Raw genomic sequence first — 20,924 nt, 5'->3', positions numbered from 1 at the left:
CGACCGAGCAGTAAGTTTACTTCTTAGTGTTTGTCTTGTAGAGGAGACCAAGCGCGGTTTCTTTGTAACGTAGCATCATGATTTCCAAGCCGCATCTGGGCTCCATTCCGCCACCCACTTGGGCAAATCTTCCGCTGGCATAGGACGCGCGATACCATAGCCTTGAGCGAGGTCACAGCCCATAGATAATAATTGGGTTCCATGATCAATGGTCTCAACACCTTCGGCTATCACCTGACGACTGAAAGCAGACGCTAAACTGATGACTCCCACTACGATAGCGCGATCATCAGGGTCGATTAGCATATCTCTAACAAAGCTTTGGTCGATTTTTAGCTGATCTACTGGCAAACGTTTTAGGTAGGTCAACGATGAAAATCCAGTACCGAAGTCATCAAGAGAGAAGCTTACACCAATATCGATACACGATTTCATTATGGTTAATACCTCGACTAGGTCTCCTAACGCACTGGTTTCTAATATCTCAAGTTGTAAAGAGTTAGGGCTGATCATCGGGTATTTTTTCAGTGCAGCGGACAACTTATTGATGAAGTCTCGTTGTTGTAACTGGAAAGCATCTATATTGATACTGACGGGCATATTGAGCCCTGCAGATTGCCACTTGGCCATCTGGATCAGTGCGGTATCGATAACCCATTCACCTATTTCCAAACTGATTGGGTGGTTATCGATGATTGGTAGAAAATCATTCGGGTAGACTAACCCTCGTTCTGGGTGCTGCCAGCGAATCAAGGCCTCCGCACCGAATATAGCACCCGTTCTCATGTTAACTTTGGGTTGATAATGTAGCACGAATTCGTGTTGATCGAGCCCTCGCTTGATATGTTCGATAGTCTCTCGTTGTGTCTGGATAGATTTGTCTTTATGAATATCAAACAGGTGATAGCGATTCTTTCCCGTCTGTTTAGCAATGTACATTGCTTGATCTGCATGACGCATCAATTGGTCAGCGTCGACGCCATCTTGAGGATACAATGTGACGCCGATGCTGGTGGATACCTGTAACGTGTTATTCTTGATCGTGATGGGGCTCATGGATGCTTGTAATAATCGCTCTAATACTAGCGTGCACTGACTCATTTCCTCTATGTCGACGAGAACGGCCACAAATTCGTCGCCACCGATACGAGCGAGGGTGTCGCCGTCGCGTAAGCAATTGTTCATCAGTGTAGAAAGTTCGATCAATAGCTCATCACCTACGTCATGGCCATAGGAATCATTCACCGTTTTAAAACCGTCTAAATCAAGATACGCAACCGCCAAAGATTGCCCCCGTCGTTCACTTTGAGCCATTGCATGGTGTAGGCGGTCCGCCAACAATATGCGGTTAGGTAGGTTCGTGAGGGTATCGTAATGCGCAATATGTTCGAGTTGCTGCTGGTGGTTCTTCATTGGGGTAATATCTGAGAATAAAGCGACGTAGCTTTGTGTTTGACCTTTGGTATCAGTTACAGCACTGATAGTGACTAATTCAGCAAATAACTCGCCATTTTTACGCTCGTTCCAGATCTCTCCAGACCATTGCTTTTTGTTGAGTAGTGATGTCCACATCTCAGTGTAGAATGCTTGGTCATGACGACCGGAACGGAGAATACGAGGGTTCTCACCTATCGCCTCTTCGCGAGAATAACCAGTGATATGAGTGAAGGTATCATTTACGTCAATAATGGTGCCTGAAGTGTCAGTGATTATAATACCTTCACGTGCATGAGTGAATACACTGGCGGCAAGCCTTAACTGTTCTTCCGTTTTTTTACGTTCGGTGATATCGAGAAACTCAATGACTCTTGCATTCCGTTCCTTGTAGACAATATTTTTGCCTTTGATTGACAGTGGATATTGAGACCCATCACGACGCATACCAATGACTTCATAGCTTTGGGTATAATCGATTCGCATTTTGTCAAAGACGGTTTCAATGCATTCTGGTGCGATCAGCTCAAGACCATTCATGTTGATAAGCTCCTTGTAACTGAAGCCAGTCATGTCAGATAGACCAGTATTGCACTCCAGTATCTGACCTTCATCATGAATGATAACGCCGCCATTTGTCGCACTACTAAGCGCCTTAAACCGTTCTTCGCTCTCTTGGATGGTCTTCTTTGCGTGGGCAATTCGCTGATTAAATCGATGGAGATAAAAGTTGAAGGAACTAGTGCCTAGTACGATGACTAGTGCGATGGCGAGTACTGGGAATACCCAGTCGGGTAATCGACTAGGATTAGTATCGTAGATAAAGCCGTCAAGGTTTTCGTCATTGGGTATTAGCCCAGCCGTCACAAAAACATTGGCCATATGTTGCCAACGTTCAGGGTTCATATGGCCGATTTGAATTAGGTTAGGAATAATCAACTTACGCATTTCTTCGGCTTCAAAACGGAGATGATCCCTTGTTTTTTGCACCTTATATTTTGTTAATAGAAGTTCGATTATTTCTTCTGGGTTATCCATCGCATAACGCCAACCTTTTAGTGTTGCTCTGGTCATCGCTTCAACCCTTTTCGGGTTGCTACGTAATTCGTGTTCAGACGTAAAGAAAATATCACTATAAAAATCGACACTGTAAGATACTGGGTCGATAATGTTGTATTCGATATTACGTTGTTTCAGAAAATACGGTTCGTTAGTGGTGTAAGAGTTGAAGGCATCTACTTTGCCAGAGATAAGGTCTTCAAGCTGATAGCTACTATGTATCGCATTGATTTGTGAAACGGAAATACCTTCGTTGACCAACATGGTTAAAAAGTCCGCATCTTCGTTCTTATTGGCAAGCATGACCTTTTTGCCGATGAGATCGTGTACAGAGCGGATACCAGAACTTTTTAGTGTAAGTAGTACGGAAGGGGAATGCTGGAATATAGATGCAAGGGCGATGAGCGGCTTGCCTTGCAAGCGCTGATAAAGGATTTCGCTGTTCCCTTCCGCGTATTGTGCACGACCTGACAATACTTCAGCGACTGGTTGACGTTTTGGGTCACCGTTAAGAATTTGAACGTCGATTCCTTCGTCTTTATAGAAGCCCTTTTCTAATGCAGCATAGTAACCAGCGAACTGGAATTGATGATGCCAACGCAGCTGTATATAGACCACGTTGGGGTCTGACGGATTTGATACAGATGATTCTGATGCAGAGTTTTTTGATATAGCGAATTGCGATGCCAACGACGGTGAAACCCAAGAGGTTAGAACCAAAATTAAGCACAGAAAGGTTGCTCCGCTTAAGGATCCCCATTTTTTTTCTAAAGCAATCGTATCCAACTATTGCACCTTTTATTCTATTTGTTATCCAGCGAATGAGAAGGGAGGCTTGTTGTCCACTCTATCAAGGTACTGTAATTATTAGTATAGGAACAATAAAATAGATTTTGCACAGGTATATTCTCGAACTGCTAACTTGAACAGAACCTTTGTGGAGATAAACTCGTTTGCGAGCGGAAGGTTGAAGGAACCGTTGTGTATTTTCTTGTATTTTAAATGTAAAAAGCCAGCACTGATTTGCTGGCTTTATGAATCTGGTTATTTGTCGTTGCTTAAAGTAATTTCATCTCTTGGATAATATCTGAAGCAATCTCTGGTTTCGTGCTAGTTGGTTTCTCGTGAAGGTCCGATTTTAATTGCCCTTTACGGCTACTTAGACCTGTCTCTAGTTTTTTCAATGTTGCCGCAATCGCAGGATACATGATAGCGTTGGTTGACTTTGCTGAAACCCTTACACCCTCATAATTGGTAAAAATTTCCACATCGTATTGTCCATGCTCTTTGGTAATGATGATGTCGCTGCTGATGAGTTGTGGAAAGTGAGCGGATACCTTCTCAAATTTACTTTCAATTTCTTTACGTGAGTCGTCATTAATTGAAACGTGATGTGTTTGAACATTTACTTTCATATAATTATACCTTTTCAATCACTGTGTCACTTAAACTTAGCAAACGCAGCGCAGTTTGACCACGTGTATATTTGCATATATGTGATTGAGTACTGTGTTATGAAAGTGAATTGAGCAGGATTTAACCTTTCATCCAAGAACCATAAGGTTGTTGTGGACATTTATTACAGACGACACTCGTAAATTATATTCGAGAGGTGCAATAAATCACTAAGTCAGAAGCTTCTAATGAAGGGCATAAAGCGGTGAGGGCATTTAACTCACCATTTTATAAGTTCGTAATACAAATGTGGGTTTATTCTGCGAAGGTTAACAAATATTGTTTTACAGAATCGGAGGCGAATGAACGTTCTACGCTTACTCTATAGATTTCAAAATAGTCTTCACGACGTAGTTGAAACTCCTCCATAACTCTACGAACTTCTTCCGTCATTGTGGTATTGGAAACGGTACGGTTATCGGTGTTTATAGTAACGAGTAAACCATCTTTATAGAAAGCTTCTAACGGGTGGTTGCTAAGTTTATCGACTGCTTTGGTTTGGATATTGCTGCTGGGGCATGTTTCCAGTACAACTGCGTCGTTTTTAACCAATTTATAGGCACTTTCGTGAGCATTAATACCAATACCGTGACCGATACGTTCAGCATTTAACAGTGAGACGGCATCGTGTACATTTTGACCATCACCTTGCTCACCCGCATGAATCGTAATTCGATACCCATTGTCTTCGGCATACTTTGCATAAGGCACGAACTCATGACTGAATCCTGGTACTTCGCTACCCGCTATGTCGAATGCAATGACGCCGTTATGCAAGTACTTTGCGCCGGCATCAATAACCTCATTAATTCTATCTTTAGGCATATGTCTTAATACTGAAAGAATGAAATTGCCTTTGATATCATACTGTTCTTCAGCCTTTTTCATGCCTTTAATTGCATTGCGTAATACTTGGTCAAGGTTAAGACCATTCTGAAGGTGTAGTAATGGTCCAAAGCGAACTTCTAAGTACTTTACGTTCTCTTTTGCTGCGTCTTCAAAGACCTCGAAAGCGATACGTTCGATGCCATATTCAGTTTGCATGACAGAAAGCGGAAGTTCAAATCGCATCAAATACTCGTCAAGGTTCTGGCAGGTTTCAGGTGCAATCATCATTGAGCGAATTACATTGATGTCGTTACTCGGCAAGCTTAAGTCTTGTTGGTTAGCGAGATCAATAATAGTTTGTGGACGAACACTTCCGTCAAGGTGACAGTGAAGATCGATTTTTGGCAGGTTAAAATAGTTCATGAGCCTCTACCTTTATTGGTGGTAAATAAAGTTACAGACTTCATAATCAAGAGTTATTGGCCCTTGGTAGAAACTCCCAAACCATATCATTGGGATTATACGAAGTAATTTTCCGCAGGAGTTTAGCATTCTAAACTTCGCTCTGCAATTATGGCTTTTTACTAAAAAATTTTAATCGGTAAAATTGATTACTGATATAAAGTAAGCTTCAAATATTGTCGTACTTTGACGATATCGAATTTTGGTAATGAGGCGCTCATTTTCTTGAGTACATTTAGTTGTTTAGATGACGATCTATTTATCTTTGACAGCTAAGTGCCGCTCTGATAGTTTGAAAGACTATGAATAAAATTAAAATCACGACTGTTTCTTCACATCTTATTAATTGGTGGCGCTCTTTTTAGAGCGGCGTCGAATCATTGTGTTCACTAGCCGCCGAAAGGTAGCTGGGGACAAAAACGATAACCATTTCTCCCTCTTATTATCTTCGGTGGCACATAAACTGGAGATAAAAAATGACAATATTATCGAAAAAGACAATCTTAACGGGTGATAGAGCGACAGGCGCTTTGCATCTAGGGCATTACGTTGGTTCTCTTAAGCCTCGCGTCGTATTACAACATAATCACAATCAAACTATCTTAGTCGCCGATATGCAAGGCCTTACGGACAATGCGTTTGATCCTCAAAAAGTATCGAGCAATATCTTGAATGTAGTAGCGGACTATTTGGCTGTGGGTATTGAACCCACTAAAACAACTATTTGTCTACAGTCTAAGATCCCAGCGTTAGCAGAGCTTACGATGTTTTATAGTAACCTCGTGTCTGTGGCGCGATTAGAACGCAACCCTACTGTAAAAAATGAGATCCAATCCAAAAGCTTCGGTCGATCTATCCCTACAGGTTTCTTTACCTATCCCATTTCTCAAGCGGCAGACATCACGGCGTTTCGAGCTGATACCGTTCCCGTGGGTGATGATCAACTTCCCATGCTTGAGCTGACGAATGAGATTGTTAGAAAGGTCAATCGCCTCGCGAACAGGCCGATCCTTACTGAGTGCGAACCATTGCTTAGTCATATGCCAAGGTTACCAAGCGCTGATGGCAAAAATAAAATGTCCAAATCAATGGGAAACACGATCTCATTAGGTTCCACGCCTAAAGCGATAAGTGTTGCGGTAAAGTCGATGTATACAGATCCGAATCATGTGAGGGTCGAGGATTCTGGCCAGATAGAAGGAAACGTGGTGTTTACTTATTTGGACGCTTTCTGTGAAGACCAAGGGTATGTTCAAAGCTTAAAAGAACAATATCAGCGGGGTGGGCTTGGTGATGGTACAACGAAAAAAATTCTTGAAGAGTGCCTCCAAGAACTATTATTGCCTATTCGACAGAGGCGTGAGGCATTCTTAGCAGATAGGCAAGAACTGGCTAACATATTACGCGCGGGGACAGATGCTGCTAATGCACAAGCCAACGAAGTGCTAAGCGATGTAAAAGATATTTATGGTCTAAATATATTCTGAAAGAAAGCGAGACCGTGGGCTTATTACTCGTTGCTGAGGGGACATATAACCCTGTTTTTATATGTTCCCTCAACTTCCATTTAACAGTAGGGAAAAGTCTTTAGATGTTCACAGTGATCAAACAATTTTAGTTACATTACATCGATCTTTACATCGGCATATGCAGAATTGTAAATGGTTTACCCATTCTGTTTTTTTGACCATGTTCTTATTTTACGGATTTCACTGGCTTCAATACCTAACGATTTAAGAAACGTTTGGTGTCCTTCTGGCTCTATTTTTTCAAATTGTATATGCCAATTAACCATCCCCTCTTCATCGAGGCCTGACGCTCTTAAAACGTCGGTCCATTGGTCTTTTGTCATCGGCTTATCGCTAAGTAGCGAGGGGTCTTTCAAAATTGCTACAACGGATGCTTGTTGTTGACGTAACTTCTGGATTTCCTGACCTAACGAAGTGAATTGGTTACGTAATATTTGTTCCCGATTTTTTGTATTCTGGTTATCAAGCAGCGGAAGAATATCCCGTACTGAAACACCAAAAGAACGATAAGACATAATGCACTGGAGCCTCTCAACCTCTTTCGGACCATATTGTCTATAGCCACTTGCCGTTCGACATACTGCTTCAAGCAATCCTTCACGTTCGTAATAGAGGATAGCTGTACGAGAAATTTCGAATTTTTTCGCTAATTGCATGACGGTTAACATGAATCTTTTCCTACCTAAATGTTGGCGTTAAGGGTCATTAAGATATTGTTTTTTTCTGTCTTAATTTTGCCAGATTAGGCATGACCACGCTGGCTATTATAATGGCAGTCCCTGCTAAGGCATAAATGTCCGGAATCTCGGAAAACAGCCAATAACCAATTAATAAAGAATAGATAATTTTAACATACTCGACATTGGCGACGACATTTGCTTCACCCCACTTGTAAGCAGTGATACCTATCCATTGAGCAATCGAAGATATCACTCCGACCAGTATCAGTAGTATCCATTCATTTGACGTCGGCCATTGCCATGAAAGCATACTTGGAACAAATACTATAAGACCCACGAATATGGCCTGATAAGCCAATAAGGTTATTCGAGGTTCTGTTTGAGCGACTTTTCGAACACAAATAACGGCCACTGCCGCGCCAAGAGAGGCAATCACGCCAAATAATACATAAAGTGACGATGCTCCACCGAAGGTTGGCCGAACAACTAACATAACCCCAATAAATCCGACAATGATTGTAAATCGGCGGGCAGAACCTACCTCTTCAGACAGAAACAATCGAGATATAGCAGCAACAAAAAGTACCTGAATAAAGCCCAATGCAGTTGCATCGGCAAAAGGAAGGTTACTCACTGTTAGAAAACCAAAGTAAAGCGCTATAAAAGCACCGGATACTCTCAGTATATGAAAACTGATTTTATTAGGCTTTAAAAGTACCTGAATGTTTGATGTTATTGCAGGGGTCAATAGAATAACAAATACAATCTGACGAAAAAATAGGATCTGAAATGGGTCGATATGGTCACTTAGTGTCCTAACGATAACGCCAACTGACACAAACATCGCAGTAGAAACCAGTGCAAGCAACACACCTTTTTCTGTTGGGGAAAGTGAGTAAGAAAGTCTGAGCCACAACCTATTGTTTTCGAATCGATTTACAATTGATTTGGTTAACGACATGGGAATCTCTCTTTATGGTGAAAGATGACTTTAAACCCTATACCTATAGACAAGTCAAGGGACGGCTAAGTCATTGGTTATGCGGTGTTGTTGACGTTTTAATTGTTGATAGAGCTCTACCATCACTTCGTTTTTATTCACTTGCTTAACACATCACATGTGTCTTAATTCGCGCCAGTGTTCGAAAAACTACTTGTCAATACCAGAGCACAATGTTCGAAGTAAGAGTATTAGCGAGTTCAGACAATGGATTCTTGACCAAATTAATCGGGAAACAATATCACCGTCCCACAATACAGTTTATGAATGATATGTTGCTCAACCACCTGAATTTTAAACATAATTATGTAAGATGGCAGTATTGTTGTCATAAAATTAGCCCAACTCTGCCGAAATGTTGCTAAGTAGGCAGCTAAAACAGATCTAATTGTATTTTGTTAACCATTTCATAATACGAGCTTTATCGCGTTGCTCGTAACTCTGGATTGCGGCTATTAGGGTGAGATTGAGATCTATTTCGTTGTCACTACCTAGTGTCGTTAAGAGCATAGTATACCAAGCCGTAACGCCGCCTTGAGGTGGGGATTCAAATCTTGGAAAGTTTGGGTCGATTCCCATTCCTTTTAGCCACTTTGTAGGGAGGTCTGGGATCAGCGCTAGTGCGCGCCCCAGTCCAACAAAATCAAATGTCTCTGAAGATAATGCGTGTACTACCTGTGCCCGAGTCTTAAAACCACCCGTAACAACCAATGGTATACGCGTTAAACGCTTAGCCTTTTTTGCAAAACCAACGAAATATGGCCCGGTTGAACCACTATCAGAACAAGACTTTGCTCCTGGGAAATAAGACCCTCCGCTTAACTCAATCAAGTCGATAGAGGTTTGGTTTAAAATTGAAATTGCCTTTAAAGCGTCTTCTTGGGTCAGGCCTCCTTCTATCTGATCAGACGTGTTGATCTTAATTCCAATAGGAAATGCGCAACCAACAACGCTTCGGACTTTTTCAATGATCGTGACGATAATTTTGCTACGCGCCTCTATGGAGCCGCCATACTGGTCGGTACGTCGGTTAAATAATGGGGATAGGAATTGGCTAAGCAAAAAACCATGACCAGCATGAATTTGCACACCTGTGAATCCAGATTTTTTTGCAATTTCTGCTGCTCTAGCATACATACCGGGTAGTTCAGCAACTTCTCCCTCTGTCATCCCTAAGCAACGAAAGCCACCTATATTTAGCTCAGATGGTCCTTTAGGTTGGCTTATTGACGAGTAGGCTAACCCTCCAGCATGACCTAACTGAGGCCATATGTGGGTCTCATCAATTGAAGCTCGGGAGGTTAATACCTGCAATGCTTTAAGATTTGAATGAGGATCTAATACCAGATTGCCAGGTTTTTCAGGAAATCTAGGATCCACCTGAACCTCACCAACGATGGACAAACCGACGCCACCTTCAGCCCATCGTTCATAAAGCCGAGCCTGTTCGGTTGTTGGGTTTCCTTCTCCGTCTGCTAATGAATCAGACATCGCTGATTTTATAAGTCGATTTTTTATTACTGCACCACAGGGAAGTTCTAATGTGCAGCCAAGTAAATGACAAGGATCATTTGGTTTATTCATCTCTACCTCGTATGGAACTCATGTCTATAAATCGTGGCGTCTAATCATAGTAGAGACATTATGTGCATTTTTTACTAAACTATAAACACGCTAATAATACACACACTATTAGAAATAAGTTAATAATGAACACTTCAGATCTGAACCTATTCATACGAATTGTAGAGACGGGCAGCATAACGGAAACGGCAAGACAACTTAATGTAACGCCTTCTGCTGTTAGTTCCGCCCTGAAAAGATTAGAGAACCAACTCGATATACAGCTACTCATAAGAACGACTAGGCGATTGAGAATTACACCTCAAGGGGAGCAATTTCTGTTTTATTGTCGTCAAGCGTTAGATAGTTTGGAACAGGGTCGCGTTGCGGCCCATGTCACCCAAGGAAAAGTCAGTGGGAAGTTACGATTGTCAGTGTCATCTGATTTAGGACGTAATACTCTTCTCCCTTGGATCGATGAGTTGTTAGATCAGCATCCTATGTTGTCGGTAGATTTGATGGTAGGTGATTCATTATCTGACTTTTTTCAGGATCAAGTTGATATGGTTCTTCGTTATGGGAAGCCTGAAGATTCAACTATGGTTTCATTTCAAATTGCGACGACGAGAAGGGTTACTTGTGCTTCTCCAGACTATATCTCCACGTTCGGGGAGCCAATACATCCTAAAGATTTACGAGAATATCATTGTTTATTGTATCGACGTGCAGGTCGTCTTTTTAATCATTGGGAGTATATGGAAAACTCAAGTACATACAAAATCAAGGTAGATTGTAATCGAGTAAGTAATGATACGGACATCGTAAGGCGGTGGGCGGTAAATGGAAAAGGTATTACCTACCGTTCTGAAATAGATATTATGCCAGATTTGCGTTGTGGACGACTCGTTCGGTTATTAACTGACTACGAATCACCGCCTGTCGAACTACATTTAATTTGTCCGAGTAGAGAACAGGTCACGCCCGCTGTTATAGCCTTCAGGGAATTACTTCGGGAGAAAATCGCATCAGTGATGTCTGCTTAAAAACAATGGGTAATACCGCAATACCAATCGGGTTAGGACGATGAAGAGTACGCAATGCAAACGTTCCTTTGATAGGTATATCATCGCGGAAACTTTGGCGCATTATGCTCCTCTCGCTTAGAACTGATGTCCTATTGGGTATGTCCAGATCAGTGCCAGATTGAAACCCATGCTGCTGACACAACGTCCTTTCTCATGATTGAAAATGCCCTTAAACGGAAGTAATAAAGACACATTGTTATTAGACGTATCTCTTTTACCAGTGGCTGACATTGTGTCGTAACCCGTAACGTATAAATGTATCTCCAGTACGGCGACCATGAAGAATACGACTATTATGATCAGCAAGACCTTACTTAAAATTGTTTGTTTTACAACGGGCGTCATATTGCTTTCTGCGTCTTTTTCTACTTACGCATTAAGCTATATCAAATCGGCGGCGAAAGCCTATCATCTCAACACCAGTCAATTTCAAACAAATCTATATAAAGCAAGGAGTGTGGAATCGATGTGTCGAGTGAAAGTGAGTTCAAAGTTGCTTGATAAAGGGTATTTGCGCCCGATGGTTCATAACAATATGCACAGTGGAGAAGTCACTTTACTCAATGATTATTTGCAGAAATCTAATGGTTTACAAGACGAATGCAATGTGAGAAATGGATATGACTCTTATATGCAAGAACACAAGTATTACTTAGATGAATCGCGCAAGTTTAAAAGTCGAGTCGGTAAACTGACGGCGAAAATTCTGTAATTCGCGGCGGAGTAAGATCCCATCGCTCTGTTGCCCTACAACAAAGCGATGAGACTTGTGATGATAGAAACCCAGTTCTCAAATTGTGTTATTTCGGTTTATTTGCGAGCAAGTCTCTCAATTCTTGGGGTAATTTTTCTTCAATTTCTGGGTCACCTTTGAGCATCTCCAGTAATTGTTCGCGCGCTTTCTCTATTTCACCATTGGTCAATAGCAATTCGATTTCTGCAAACAAATAATGTTCTTTGGTCTCCGGTATATCCATTGTCATGCCTGATGTTTCGCTGTTTTTCATCAACCTTTTGCTGGCGTCAGATTGCGATGCATTTTCTTGTATTGAACGTAATAACAATGTTTCAGATTCGACCTTTTTGGCCTTGATACTGCGAGACTCCAGTTTTGGCGTGTCATGCATTAATTGATTCTCGGATTCAATTTCCGATATAAGTGGAAGCGCATTATATTGTTCTTGCTCGGTCGGATTTTGCAACGTCTGATCTAACCAATTCCAAGGTGCAAGAAGTGTGACAAAAGTGAGCGATGCTGCTAATCCTATGTGCGGCCACCACGTTTTCTGTTTTTTGCTTTGTTGCTTAGCGTAGCCAAGAATTTTTTCATCCAGTTCACTTGAAGTTGTTTCTGTTGCGCCTTGTTGGTAAAGCGAAACCATCTCCTCATCTTTTAGTGGTCGGTTCATTCTTGACCTCCTAGTTTGCGTGTTAGGCATTGGCGTAATTGATCTAATGCATAGCGAAGACGGGTTTTTATCGCCTCTGGTTTTGCGTCAACAATCGTGCAGATTTGAGCGGATTCGAAACCGGATTCGTATCGCAATAAAAAGGCTTCTCGCTGAAGGGGGGCAAGCTGTGACATACAGTGTTTTATCGCGCCTTTATTTTGCTCGGTTGGGTCGTGTAATTCAGTGAATTTTTCATTGTTGATTTGTGCGCTATACGCTTTTTCAGACATGCGTTTTCGATATTCATCGATAATCAAGTTATGCGCCATTCTATACAACCAAGTGGTAAATTTGGCTGATGGTGTATAGGACTCTCGCTTGTCGACAACTCGAAACCATACGTCTTGGAACAGCTCTTCCGCGTGAGCATTTTGTGAGGGTTCAAGCTGCCTCACAAAGTATCGATAAAGCGGGTCCTTGTGCCGTTGATACAGCTCGGAAAAAGCGTCTTGCTCGCCTTTCCCAAATGCTGCCATTAGTTGTTCATCGGTTCTGTTTATCATTAAAGACTCTGTGCTAATTCAACTAAGCTAATAAATTCTCCACGATAATTGTACGGGTCTTTGCCACGATTTTCTCGGGCAATATCAGCAATTTTTTCATAGGAGAAGCTATCTAAGTAGTCGTTGTCCTTAAGCTTTTGAGCAAATGCAGCAACGCTAGAAGCAAATTGGAAGTCTTCACTGGCATGGTTAAAGCGTTCTTTTATCTGATGGCTGCTTACGATGCTCGTGGTCAAAACGCTCTTTTTTGACTCTGGTAATTTGTAACGTACCTTCACTTGCGCTAGCTCACCTTCAAAATTTTCTGCTGTTATAGCTTTGCGATCGTACCGTAGGTCGTCTATTTGACCTTTTTCGCCTGCAAGTGTGATTTCGTATAATGCCGTTACGGTATGACCCGCTCCTATTTCACCCGCATCTACTTTGTCGTTGTTAAAGTCTTCGTCTTTCAGAATACGGTTCTGATATCCGATTAAACGGTACTCTTTGACAATATTTGGGTTGAATTCAATCTGAATTTTAACATCCGACGCAATGGTTTGTAATGTGCCACTCATCTGACGAAGTAGAACTTTTTTAGCTTCATGTAAGGTATCAATATACGCATGATTACCATCACCAATGTTAGCGAGTTGCTCCATCATCGCATCATTGTAATTACCACGACCAAAGCCAAGTGTTGTTAGTGAGACCCCTTTGTCACGTTCGTTGGCAATCATCTTTTTTAGCGCATCAATACTCGCTATACCTACATTAAAATCGCCATCTGTGGCTAAGATTACGCGATTTACCCCCTCGTTGATGAAACTAGCACGTGCTTGTTGGTAGGCCATGGTAATGCCACTTTCTCCGTAGGTTCCTCCTCCCGCAGACAGGCTTTTTAGCGCGTTGGTAATGGTCTCTTTTTCATTTCCTTTTGTTGGCTCGAGTACGACACTTGAATGACCTGCATAGGTCACTAAGCTCACGGTGTCTTTCTCGTTCAGCTCCTTAACTAACATGGAAAGGCTTTGTACTAGTAAGGGCAGTTTATTTGGTTCATTCATGGAGCCAGAAACATCGACTAAGAAGACCAAATTTGAAGATTTACGTTCAGTCTGTGGGACGTCATAACCTTTAAGTGCGATTCGAAGCAGCTGTCGATGCTCGTTCCAAGGAGAGGGGGCAATTTCGGTATTAACCGAAAATGGTTGATTTTTGTTCTGTGATGCAGCGTATTGATAGTCAAAATAGTTGATGAAAGCTTCTTCACGAATCGCGTCGGTAGGGGGTTTACGGCCCATATTGAGATAACTACGAACGTTGGCATAACTGCCAGTATCCACATCAATAGAAAACGTGGATAGAGGGGTATTAAGTACCTGATGTACGTTATTGCTGACACTTTCAAGGTAGTTGTCACGATCTTGGTTGTAAGTCGGCGGCTCTAGTCTAAGCATCATATCCATTTGAGATACGTGCGCAGAACGCACGGCTTGTTTAGATAATTTGGATTTCGATTGTCTTTCTAATACAGCAGCAGCATACATTTCTTGTTCTTCTATAGCGTGAATTTTTGTCTCTCGAGTAATAACTTCGGTTGTGGCGACCTGCTGTGTGTTTGAGTTTGATGCTTGGTCTTGTTCGTTAGCTATCTGGTCACTGCAACCCATTACTGCGGTCAGCGCCGTGAATACCGTTGATATCTTGCGTAAAGTCATGTGTATTTCCTTCTGTGTAGTCAGTCTGTTTCCTATATAAACGGATGAGTTTTCAGAAGGGGTTATTTATTTGTTATATTTTTTAAAGCTAAATATTTCGATTGGAAGTAAGAATGACGCTAGTCAAAATAATAGCGGCGCCGAACAGTTGCAGCGCGGTAAAGGTTTCGTTTAACCAAAAATACGCAAATATTGCACCAAACAACGGCTCACTACCCATTAACAACGACGTTTTGGTGGCAGAAATTTTTCTGACTGCATAGTTTTGTACAAAAAAAGCCAGCAGCGTACAGAATAGGACTAAATAAGTAACATATAGCCAAAAGCTAAGTTCGGTTGGCAGAGATATTACGGAGAATTCTACTGTGGTAAAGAGTGCGATAACGGAGCAACTGGCGACGACAAAAGATTGAACAAAAGTAAGCGTCGTGTTTGCTATTTGCTTGCCATTGGTTAATCGTCTTGTTGTTGTGACCATTAATGCGCGAAGTACAGCAGCGCTAAGGATGCAGTAGTCGCCTGCGTTAAGTGAGATACTCACGTTTAAAGAGTCAGTGAGTAACAACACCCCAAACACGCTTGAGGCACAAAGTGTTATTAACCCCACACTCGGCTTTTCTTTATTAACTATGTTCTGAATAAAGGCAGTAAAAATGACATTGAGACTTATAAGAAATGCGGCGTTTGCTGCGGTAGTTTTGCTTACGCCATAAACCTCAAAGAAGAAGATAGCGGCCAATATAAACCCCGTTGGTAATGACACTATCCAATCCTTATTCCTTTGTTTTGCAATGTCATTCAAAACAAAAGGGAGAAGGCAACAACAAGTCATGGAAAACCGAATAGCAATAAACAGCAGTACCGAGGTGTAACTGAGCGCACTTTTTGTTAAGCCATAGCTGGTTCCCCATACGATGGCGACAAGCAGTAACAGTACCTCGGTGGTTGGAAACGTAAAGGTAGAATGCTGTTTAGATTCAGTTGCTATGTTCATTGTTAGGGTATCTCAGAGTGCTTACGTGATTGATTAGTACACTATCAACTAGTACTCTGTGATAAACAATAGGTCGAAATAGAAAGGATTATTGCGTTGTGGATATGAATAAGTTGATGGTACTTTTACCAGAGATGGCTATCTTTGTTGTTGTTATTGAGGAAGGCAGTTTTTCAAGAGCGGCAATAAAACTTGGCGTCGCGCCTTCATCGGTTAGCCGTTCGGTAGCAAGGCTAGAGAATGCACTGCAGCAAAAATTGATTGAAAGAACCACCAGAAGCCTGCGCCTGAGTACAATTGGTGAAGAGGTATTTTGTCTCTGTATCGATATGTTGAACTCAGCTAAATCGGCAGTGAATGCTGCCTATTCAGAATCGGATACGATTTCTGGTTTGGTTCGAGTTTCGGCGCCTAAGGCTTTGGCTAGACAAGTATTATCGCCAATTATTTTGGATTTTCTGCAGACCCACCCTAATGTCTCTATTCAGATTCAATCCGAAGATCATTTCATTGATCCAATCGGCAATGAGGTAGATGTTGTCATCCATATTACCGATAAACCCGTTGAAGGCTTGGTTGCCAAATTATTAGGAAATAGTCGGCTGGTTCTATGCGCTAGCCCTGCATACATTGACACACATGGTGTGCCGCATTCACCATCTGATTTGGTCACACATAACTGCATTCGATTGGGTGAGTCAGCCGCGGATAGGAAATGGTCGTTTAACCTTGAACGTAACATAGAAACGGTTAATATCGACGGAAACTTTGCAGCAAATCATACCGAAATAAGAAAAGATGCAGTGTTGAGAGGGCTAGGTATTTCGGTGTTTCCAGAGTTTACTATTAACGAACTTATTCAGTCAGGAGAGGTGGTAGAAGTGCTCCCTGATTGGACATTAAATGGTCGCTATCAAGGGCAAATAGTTGCACAATATTTACAATCGAAATATGTACCAGCTCAATTAAAGCTATTTGTAGAATACCTGCACGAGCAGATGCTAGACTGCCGGTAGGCATGCATCTGCTCGTGCTGAGGTAATGTACACTTTACGTTATTTGAAACAAAGATCCGCCCAGCGAGATAAACCTGCGGTTACCGACCCGAAATAACTGCCGCTTACAATTTCTGTATCTGGTAACACCGATTTTATCGCATTTCTTAGTATGGGAGAACGTGCCGAACCCCCAGTCATGTAGACAATATCCGGTTTTACTTGCCCCTGTTTTTCTGCCTCCTGTACCATCTGCGTGATTTTTCTTACTGGTTCTGAAATCGCATCGGCCATCTGCTCTCTAAGCAGTCTAATATCAAGGGTTTCTTCCAATAGATTCAGAGTAGAAATGTATTCCTCTTGATCGCCGAGTGCTATTTTTGCTAATTCAGCCTCTCGGACAACACTGTGCCCAAGCGTCCCTTCATGAACGTATGCTAAGCGTTTCAGTTTTTCTGGTTGCTTTGCATTTTTAATGAGTTCGTAGATCGGCTTTAAATTATCGAATTTATAAAAGTCTCTTTGGGCAACGACATCATTGACGGCAATACAGTTCCAAAATTGAGAAATAGGGACAGGTAAGTCTGATAACTGTTCCGTACCTAAACCAAAATCGGCCATGAATTTTTTGAATGCAATCGAAATATCAAGGTCATTTCCGCCAACGGATAAACCACTATGTGAAAGAAGGGATTCGGAGCGATTTTGATTTCCTCGCCAGGTGGGGCCCATTTGAATTAAAGAACAATCTGATGTACCGCCGCCAATATCAACGACCAATACGGTTTTATCTGAAGTTAATTTAGATTCATACTCGAATCCTGCTGCAACAGGTTCAAATTGAAATTCAATATGCTTGAAACCTGCTCGAGTCGCAGCGCGCTGCAAAATGCCTTCGGCTTGCTGATTGGATTTTTCACCACCGCGACCACGAAAATTAACCGGGCGGCCAATAACAACCGCTGATACGGGTTTATTTAAAGCGAGTTCTGTCTTCTGTTTTACGTTTGCCATCATGGCACAGATGAGGTCTTCAAAGAAAGAGAGCTGAACATCTCGCAAACCTTGTGTGCCTAAAAAAGACTTGGGTGATTGTACATAGTAGACGTCTTTGGGGTCGTCTAAGTAAAGATCTAAGGCGGCTTGACCAAAATGAATGTCATCTGGTCGAACTATTAGTCCCTCTTCTTTATTAAGTTTAATGGCTCGGCGGAGTACGGATTCTCCTATAGCGTTAGCTGGTCTAATATCAAGGCACCGGAACAAGTACTCGGACACAGACTCCGCATTGGGTGCGCTGAGTGTTGATGGCAAATAAATATCACTTCCAGATAATGGGATGGCGTGAACCTTCTCATTAATAATATGCGCAACCGAGCAGTTAGCAGTACCGAAATCAAAACCAATGGCCATTAACAACCTCTTTGAAGATTAATAGGCGAGTCGAAAAGCGCAACACTATAAGGGCTACCCCTATAGTCAGGTCAATCGATTTATTCATTTTTTTAATAATTTGTCGTTTTTATTCAATCTTACTATGGATGCATCAACTACTATTTCAGCCATCAGATGCGGGAGGCGGATGAAAGTTAAGTGCTCTCACCATTTAAAACGATAGTTGATTGAATTTGGTAGGTAGAAAAGCGATGTTAGAAATAAAAAAAATCGGGTCAATAGATGAGATCCGTGAACTAAGAGCGGCTTATTTTGAACAAACTAAGGCCCCACTAGATGGTATGTGGCACTTTGGGTTTGCTCCTATGTCGAATCATTTTGGATTCTATGAAGATAAAGCTCTAGTCGGATATTGTTGCGTCAATGAGGATGGTTATCTGTTGCAGTTTTATCTGTCGCCTGTGGCTAAGGTACAGGCAACAGAATTGTTCACCTTAATTGCACAGCAAAACAGTGTCGATATAGGTGAGGTTGTCGGGGCATTTGTCAGTACGGCTGAAACGGATTATCTCTCGCTGTGTTTAGACAATTCGTCATCGTTTACGGTAAATGCATTGATGTATTGCCAAAATACAACAAGTAAAGTTGACCAAACAAAATGGTTGGAAATGAAAATGGCCAATCAGGAACAGCTTAAAAGTTTTGTAGAATTTGCCATCGAAGCTATCGGTGCTCCGGAGCAATGGTTATCTGGGTATTACGATAATTTAATTAAGCGCCAAGAGCTTTGGGGGTATTGGATAGATGAGAAATTAGTCGCCTCAGGAGAGTGCCGTTTATTTGACGAGTATCAGGTCGATTTTGCCGATATGGGTATGATTGTGGCGAAATCTGAGCGAGGAAAAGGCATTGCTACTAGAGTCTTGCGATTCTTAAAAAATAGAGCAGCGGAACAAGGATTAAAGGTGATGTGTTCAACTGAATGTGGTAATACAGGTGCACAAAAAGCGATTATGCGAGCGGGGCTTACTTCTTCAAATCGAATCGTTCAGTTCGAATTTGATCGCGCTTAACTTGTCGCTATTAGGTTCATATTCAATAAAAGGGTTGAGCTTTTGTTTCATTATAAGAACACTGAATTTCGTCTCTATTTGGCATATAGTCAGATGACAAAAACGATCGCGGTTATATAACACTATGATTCATTGGCTTCAGGCTCCAGAATTACCAAGCGTAGCAAAGTATATTGAGTGTTATTGGTTTATTGAAAAACGACCGGACGCAATAAGCCACCAATATCCAAAGCTAAACCCAGACCCGTCCGCGCACTTGATACTTTCGCCTTCGAATCAAGAATATCGTTACGACATGAATCCTGCAATAGTTGAAGGTAAGGGTAGTCATTGGTTGTTTCCTCATCAGCAAACCTTGCAGTTGGACCATTCACAAGCTTTTGTACATCTGGGCATTAAGTTCCGTATTGGTGCTTTGTATACATTAGAAATACCCGCGTGCGCCCACCCGATGTTGGACGCTGTAGAAGCGTTCAACTTGACCAGCTTATTTAGTATGGATGGATTAGTAGAGCTTGATCTTATTGATTATGCGAGAAACGACCCCAATCTTTGCTGTACTCAATTAGATAAGTTATTGCAACCATGGCTCGAGAATGCCAAAGAAGATCAACACGGCGAACTCACTAATAAAGTCCTTCCGCTCCTTGGTAATACCCTCATTTCCGATCTAAGTAGTGCGTTGTTTTGCTCGCAAAGGACGTTGGAAAGAAGCTTCAGCCGAGTGACGGGCTTCACTTTGAAACAATGTCAGACAATGAACAAACTAGAACAGATGTTAGAGTATCTCTATAAGCGTAGTGCTAGTGAAATAGACTGGGTGGAGGTTGCATTCCAATTTGGGTTTAGTGATCAGCCTCATCTTATTAGGCATTTAAAAAAACAGATTGGATTGACGCCAAAAAGCTATGCAAAAGAGAGAGGGTTCACTATCGATGTGTATGGGGGCGTGAGATCTTCGTAAAGCGCGTTTTGCTCTGGTCCACAAACCAGAGCGTTGTTAAATTAACTATTTTAGTTCTTGCGTAGGAAAGATAAGCTCTGAGGTATTAAATCCAGCAGCCTTCGCTATCATGATGTACTTGTCCATTTTATCCTGAGCAATCGTTGGTGTGCGAGACAAAATCCAAAAATAGTCGGTGTTATAGCCACTGATTAGTGCCGTTGAATAATCAGACTCTAAATAAAAGACAATGTAACTGCCGTAAAATGGCCCAAAGAACGACACCTTTAAATGCGCTATATCGGGTGTGATGACAAATTTGGCCTTACCTTCCGCTTCACTCCATTCTTTGTCTTCTTTCTTCCATCCGCGGTTTATTACACGTACCGATCCGTCATCATTGACAGAATACGTTGCGCTGACATTGTTGAGCCCACGCTCAAAGCTGTGATCTAGCCTGGCAATTTCGTACCATTTACCTAGATAGTTATCGAGATTAAAATTGGCAACAGGTTCGATATCGTTCGGTTTACCTGTACATCCTGACAATGTAAGAATGCAGATAATTAGTATGGTCAAATTTCTTAACGCTTTCATTCCTTTCCCTTTTTGATTAAAAGTCTTTTCTTAAGTCTATACCTAAAAAAGAATAAAATGGGTAAGTAATAATAGAAAACGGCTTAACAATGGGCTTTACGCTCATTGATGTCGGCGACATAACGTTCATATTGCGAATAAATTAATCTTTTAGATTGGTATTGCGCTTTCTAGCAGG

General features: G+C 41.7%; 18 protein-coding genes and 1 riboswitch. Of the genes, 6 read left to right on the top strand and 12 right to left on the bottom strand.

Annotation, left to right across the window (positions count from 1 at the left end):
* Positions 1–75 precede the first annotated feature (75 nt).
* From L3V77_RS20145 to add, 3 genes are all read right to left on the bottom strand, one after another.
* On the bottom strand, positions 76–3,279 hold the full coding sequence (locus L3V77_RS20145; RefSeq protein WP_275138025.1) for an EAL domain-containing protein: 3,204 nt from the start codon (positions 3,277–3,279) through the stop codon (positions 76–78).
* Between the two features lie 272 nt (positions 3,280–3,551).
* Positions 3,552–3,908, bottom strand: coding sequence for a ribosome-associated translation inhibitor RaiA (raiA, locus tag L3V77_RS20140; protein WP_195705922.1), 357 nt, complete (start codon positions 3,906–3,908; stop codon positions 3,552–3,554).
* A 295-nt stretch (positions 3,909–4,203) separates the two neighbouring features.
* Complete coding sequence (gene add, locus L3V77_RS20135; protein ID WP_275138024.1) at positions 4,204–5,199, bottom strand: adenosine deaminase; 996 nt, start codon at positions 5,197–5,199, stop codon at positions 4,204–4,206.
* Positions 5,200–5,222: 23 nt separating this feature from the next.
* A riboswitch (purine riboswitch) is annotated at positions 5,223–5,322 on the bottom strand.
* A 392-nt stretch (positions 5,323–5,714) separates the two neighbouring features.
* Here add and trpS point away from each other — a divergent pair.
* Complete coding sequence (trpS, locus tag L3V77_RS20130) at positions 5,715–6,725, top strand: tryptophan--tRNA ligase (RefSeq protein ID WP_275138023.1); 1,011 nt, start codon at positions 5,715–5,717, stop codon at positions 6,723–6,725.
* 179 nt (positions 6,726–6,904) lie between these two features.
* Here trpS and L3V77_RS20125 read toward each other — a convergent pair whose 3' ends face one another.
* From L3V77_RS20125 to L3V77_RS20115, 3 genes are all read right to left on the bottom strand, one after another.
* On the bottom strand, positions 6,905–7,435 hold the full coding sequence (locus tag L3V77_RS20125; RefSeq protein ID WP_275138022.1) for a MerR family transcriptional regulator: 531 nt from the start codon (positions 7,433–7,435) through the stop codon (positions 6,905–6,907).
* A gap of 37 nt (positions 7,436–7,472) precedes the next feature.
* Complete coding sequence (locus tag L3V77_RS20120) at positions 7,473–8,291, bottom strand: DMT family transporter (protein WP_275138266.1); 819 nt, start codon at positions 8,289–8,291, stop codon at positions 7,473–7,475.
* Positions 8,292–8,831: 540 nt separating this feature from the next.
* On the bottom strand, positions 8,832–10,031 hold the full coding sequence (locus L3V77_RS20115) for an NADH:flavin oxidoreductase/NADH oxidase family protein (protein ID WP_275138021.1): 1,200 nt from the start codon (positions 10,029–10,031) through the stop codon (positions 8,832–8,834).
* Positions 10,032–10,156: 125 nt separating this feature from the next.
* On the opposite strand from L3V77_RS20115, the gene L3V77_RS20110 reads away from it, so the two are divergent.
* Positions 10,157–11,053: a LysR family transcriptional regulator gene (locus tag L3V77_RS20110; protein WP_275138020.1), complete on the top strand. Its 897-nt coding sequence runs from the start codon at positions 10,157–10,159 to the stop codon at positions 11,051–11,053.
* Positions 11,054–11,390: 337 nt separating this feature from the next.
* The gene (locus tag L3V77_RS20100) at positions 11,391–11,807 is read left to right on the top strand and encodes a hypothetical protein (protein WP_275138019.1); all 417 of its coding nucleotides are present in this window, start codon (positions 11,391–11,393) and stop codon (positions 11,805–11,807) included.
* 88 nt (positions 11,808–11,895) lie between these two features.
* Here the strand turns inward: L3V77_RS20100 and L3V77_RS20095 are convergent, their stop codons facing one another.
* From L3V77_RS20095 to L3V77_RS20080, 4 genes are all read right to left on the bottom strand, one after another.
* Positions 11,896–12,504, bottom strand: a complete 609-nt coding sequence (locus L3V77_RS20095) for a hypothetical protein (RefSeq protein ID WP_275138018.1) — start codon at positions 12,502–12,504, stop codon at positions 11,896–11,898.
* Positions 12,501–13,049, bottom strand: a complete 549-nt coding sequence (locus L3V77_RS20090; protein WP_275138017.1) for a sigma-70 family RNA polymerase sigma factor — start codon at positions 13,047–13,049, stop codon at positions 12,501–12,503. Before L3V77_RS20090 ends, L3V77_RS20095 begins: the two co-directional genes overlap by 4 nt.
* On the bottom strand, positions 13,049–14,749 hold the full coding sequence (locus tag L3V77_RS20085; protein WP_275138016.1) for a VWA domain-containing protein: 1,701 nt from the start codon (positions 14,747–14,749) through the stop codon (positions 13,049–13,051). Before L3V77_RS20085 ends, L3V77_RS20090 begins: the two co-directional genes overlap by 1 nt.
* Positions 14,750–14,837: 88 nt before the next feature.
* Entirely contained in the window at positions 14,838–15,743 is a 906-nt protein-coding gene (locus L3V77_RS20080; protein WP_275138015.1) for a DMT family transporter, read from the bottom strand.
* A 98-nt stretch (positions 15,744–15,841) separates the two neighbouring features.
* Between L3V77_RS20080 and L3V77_RS20075 the strand changes: the two genes are divergently transcribed.
* Positions 15,842–16,759: a LysR family transcriptional regulator gene (locus L3V77_RS20075; RefSeq protein ID WP_275138014.1), complete on the top strand. Its 918-nt coding sequence runs from the start codon at positions 15,842–15,844 to the stop codon at positions 16,757–16,759.
* A gap of 39 nt (positions 16,760–16,798) precedes the next feature.
* Here L3V77_RS20075 and yegD read toward each other — a convergent pair whose 3' ends face one another.
* Entirely contained in the window at positions 16,799–18,151 is a 1,353-nt protein-coding gene (gene yegD, locus L3V77_RS20070) for a molecular chaperone (protein ID WP_275138013.1), read from the bottom strand.
* A 233-nt stretch (positions 18,152–18,384) separates the two neighbouring features.
* On the opposite strand from yegD, the gene L3V77_RS20065 reads away from it, so the two are divergent.
* Positions 18,385–19,206 (top strand): GNAT family N-acetyltransferase, encoded by an 822-nt coding sequence (locus L3V77_RS20065; RefSeq protein WP_275138012.1) that lies wholly within the window; start codon positions 18,385–18,387, stop codon positions 19,204–19,206.
* A 124-nt stretch (positions 19,207–19,330) separates the two neighbouring features.
* Positions 19,331–20,170, top strand: a complete 840-nt coding sequence (locus tag L3V77_RS20060; protein WP_275138011.1) for a helix-turn-helix domain-containing protein — start codon at positions 19,331–19,333, stop codon at positions 20,168–20,170.
* 45 nt (positions 20,171–20,215) lie between these two features.
* Here the strand turns inward: L3V77_RS20060 and L3V77_RS20055 are convergent, their stop codons facing one another.
* Positions 20,216–20,746 carry a lipocalin family protein gene (locus tag L3V77_RS20055; protein WP_275138010.1) on the bottom strand — a complete coding sequence of 177 codons (531 nt, stop codon included), beginning with the start codon at positions 20,744–20,746 and terminating at the stop codon, positions 20,216–20,218.
* Positions 20,747–20,924 lie beyond the last annotated feature (178 nt).

The organism is Vibrio sp. DW001 (assembly GCF_029016285.1).
In the GTDB taxonomy this organism is placed as follows: domain Bacteria; phylum Pseudomonadota; class Gammaproteobacteria; order Enterobacterales; family Vibrionaceae; genus Vibrio.
Note: the sequence above shows the minus strand (reverse complement) of the source record. Positions and strands in the feature narration are given on the sequence as shown.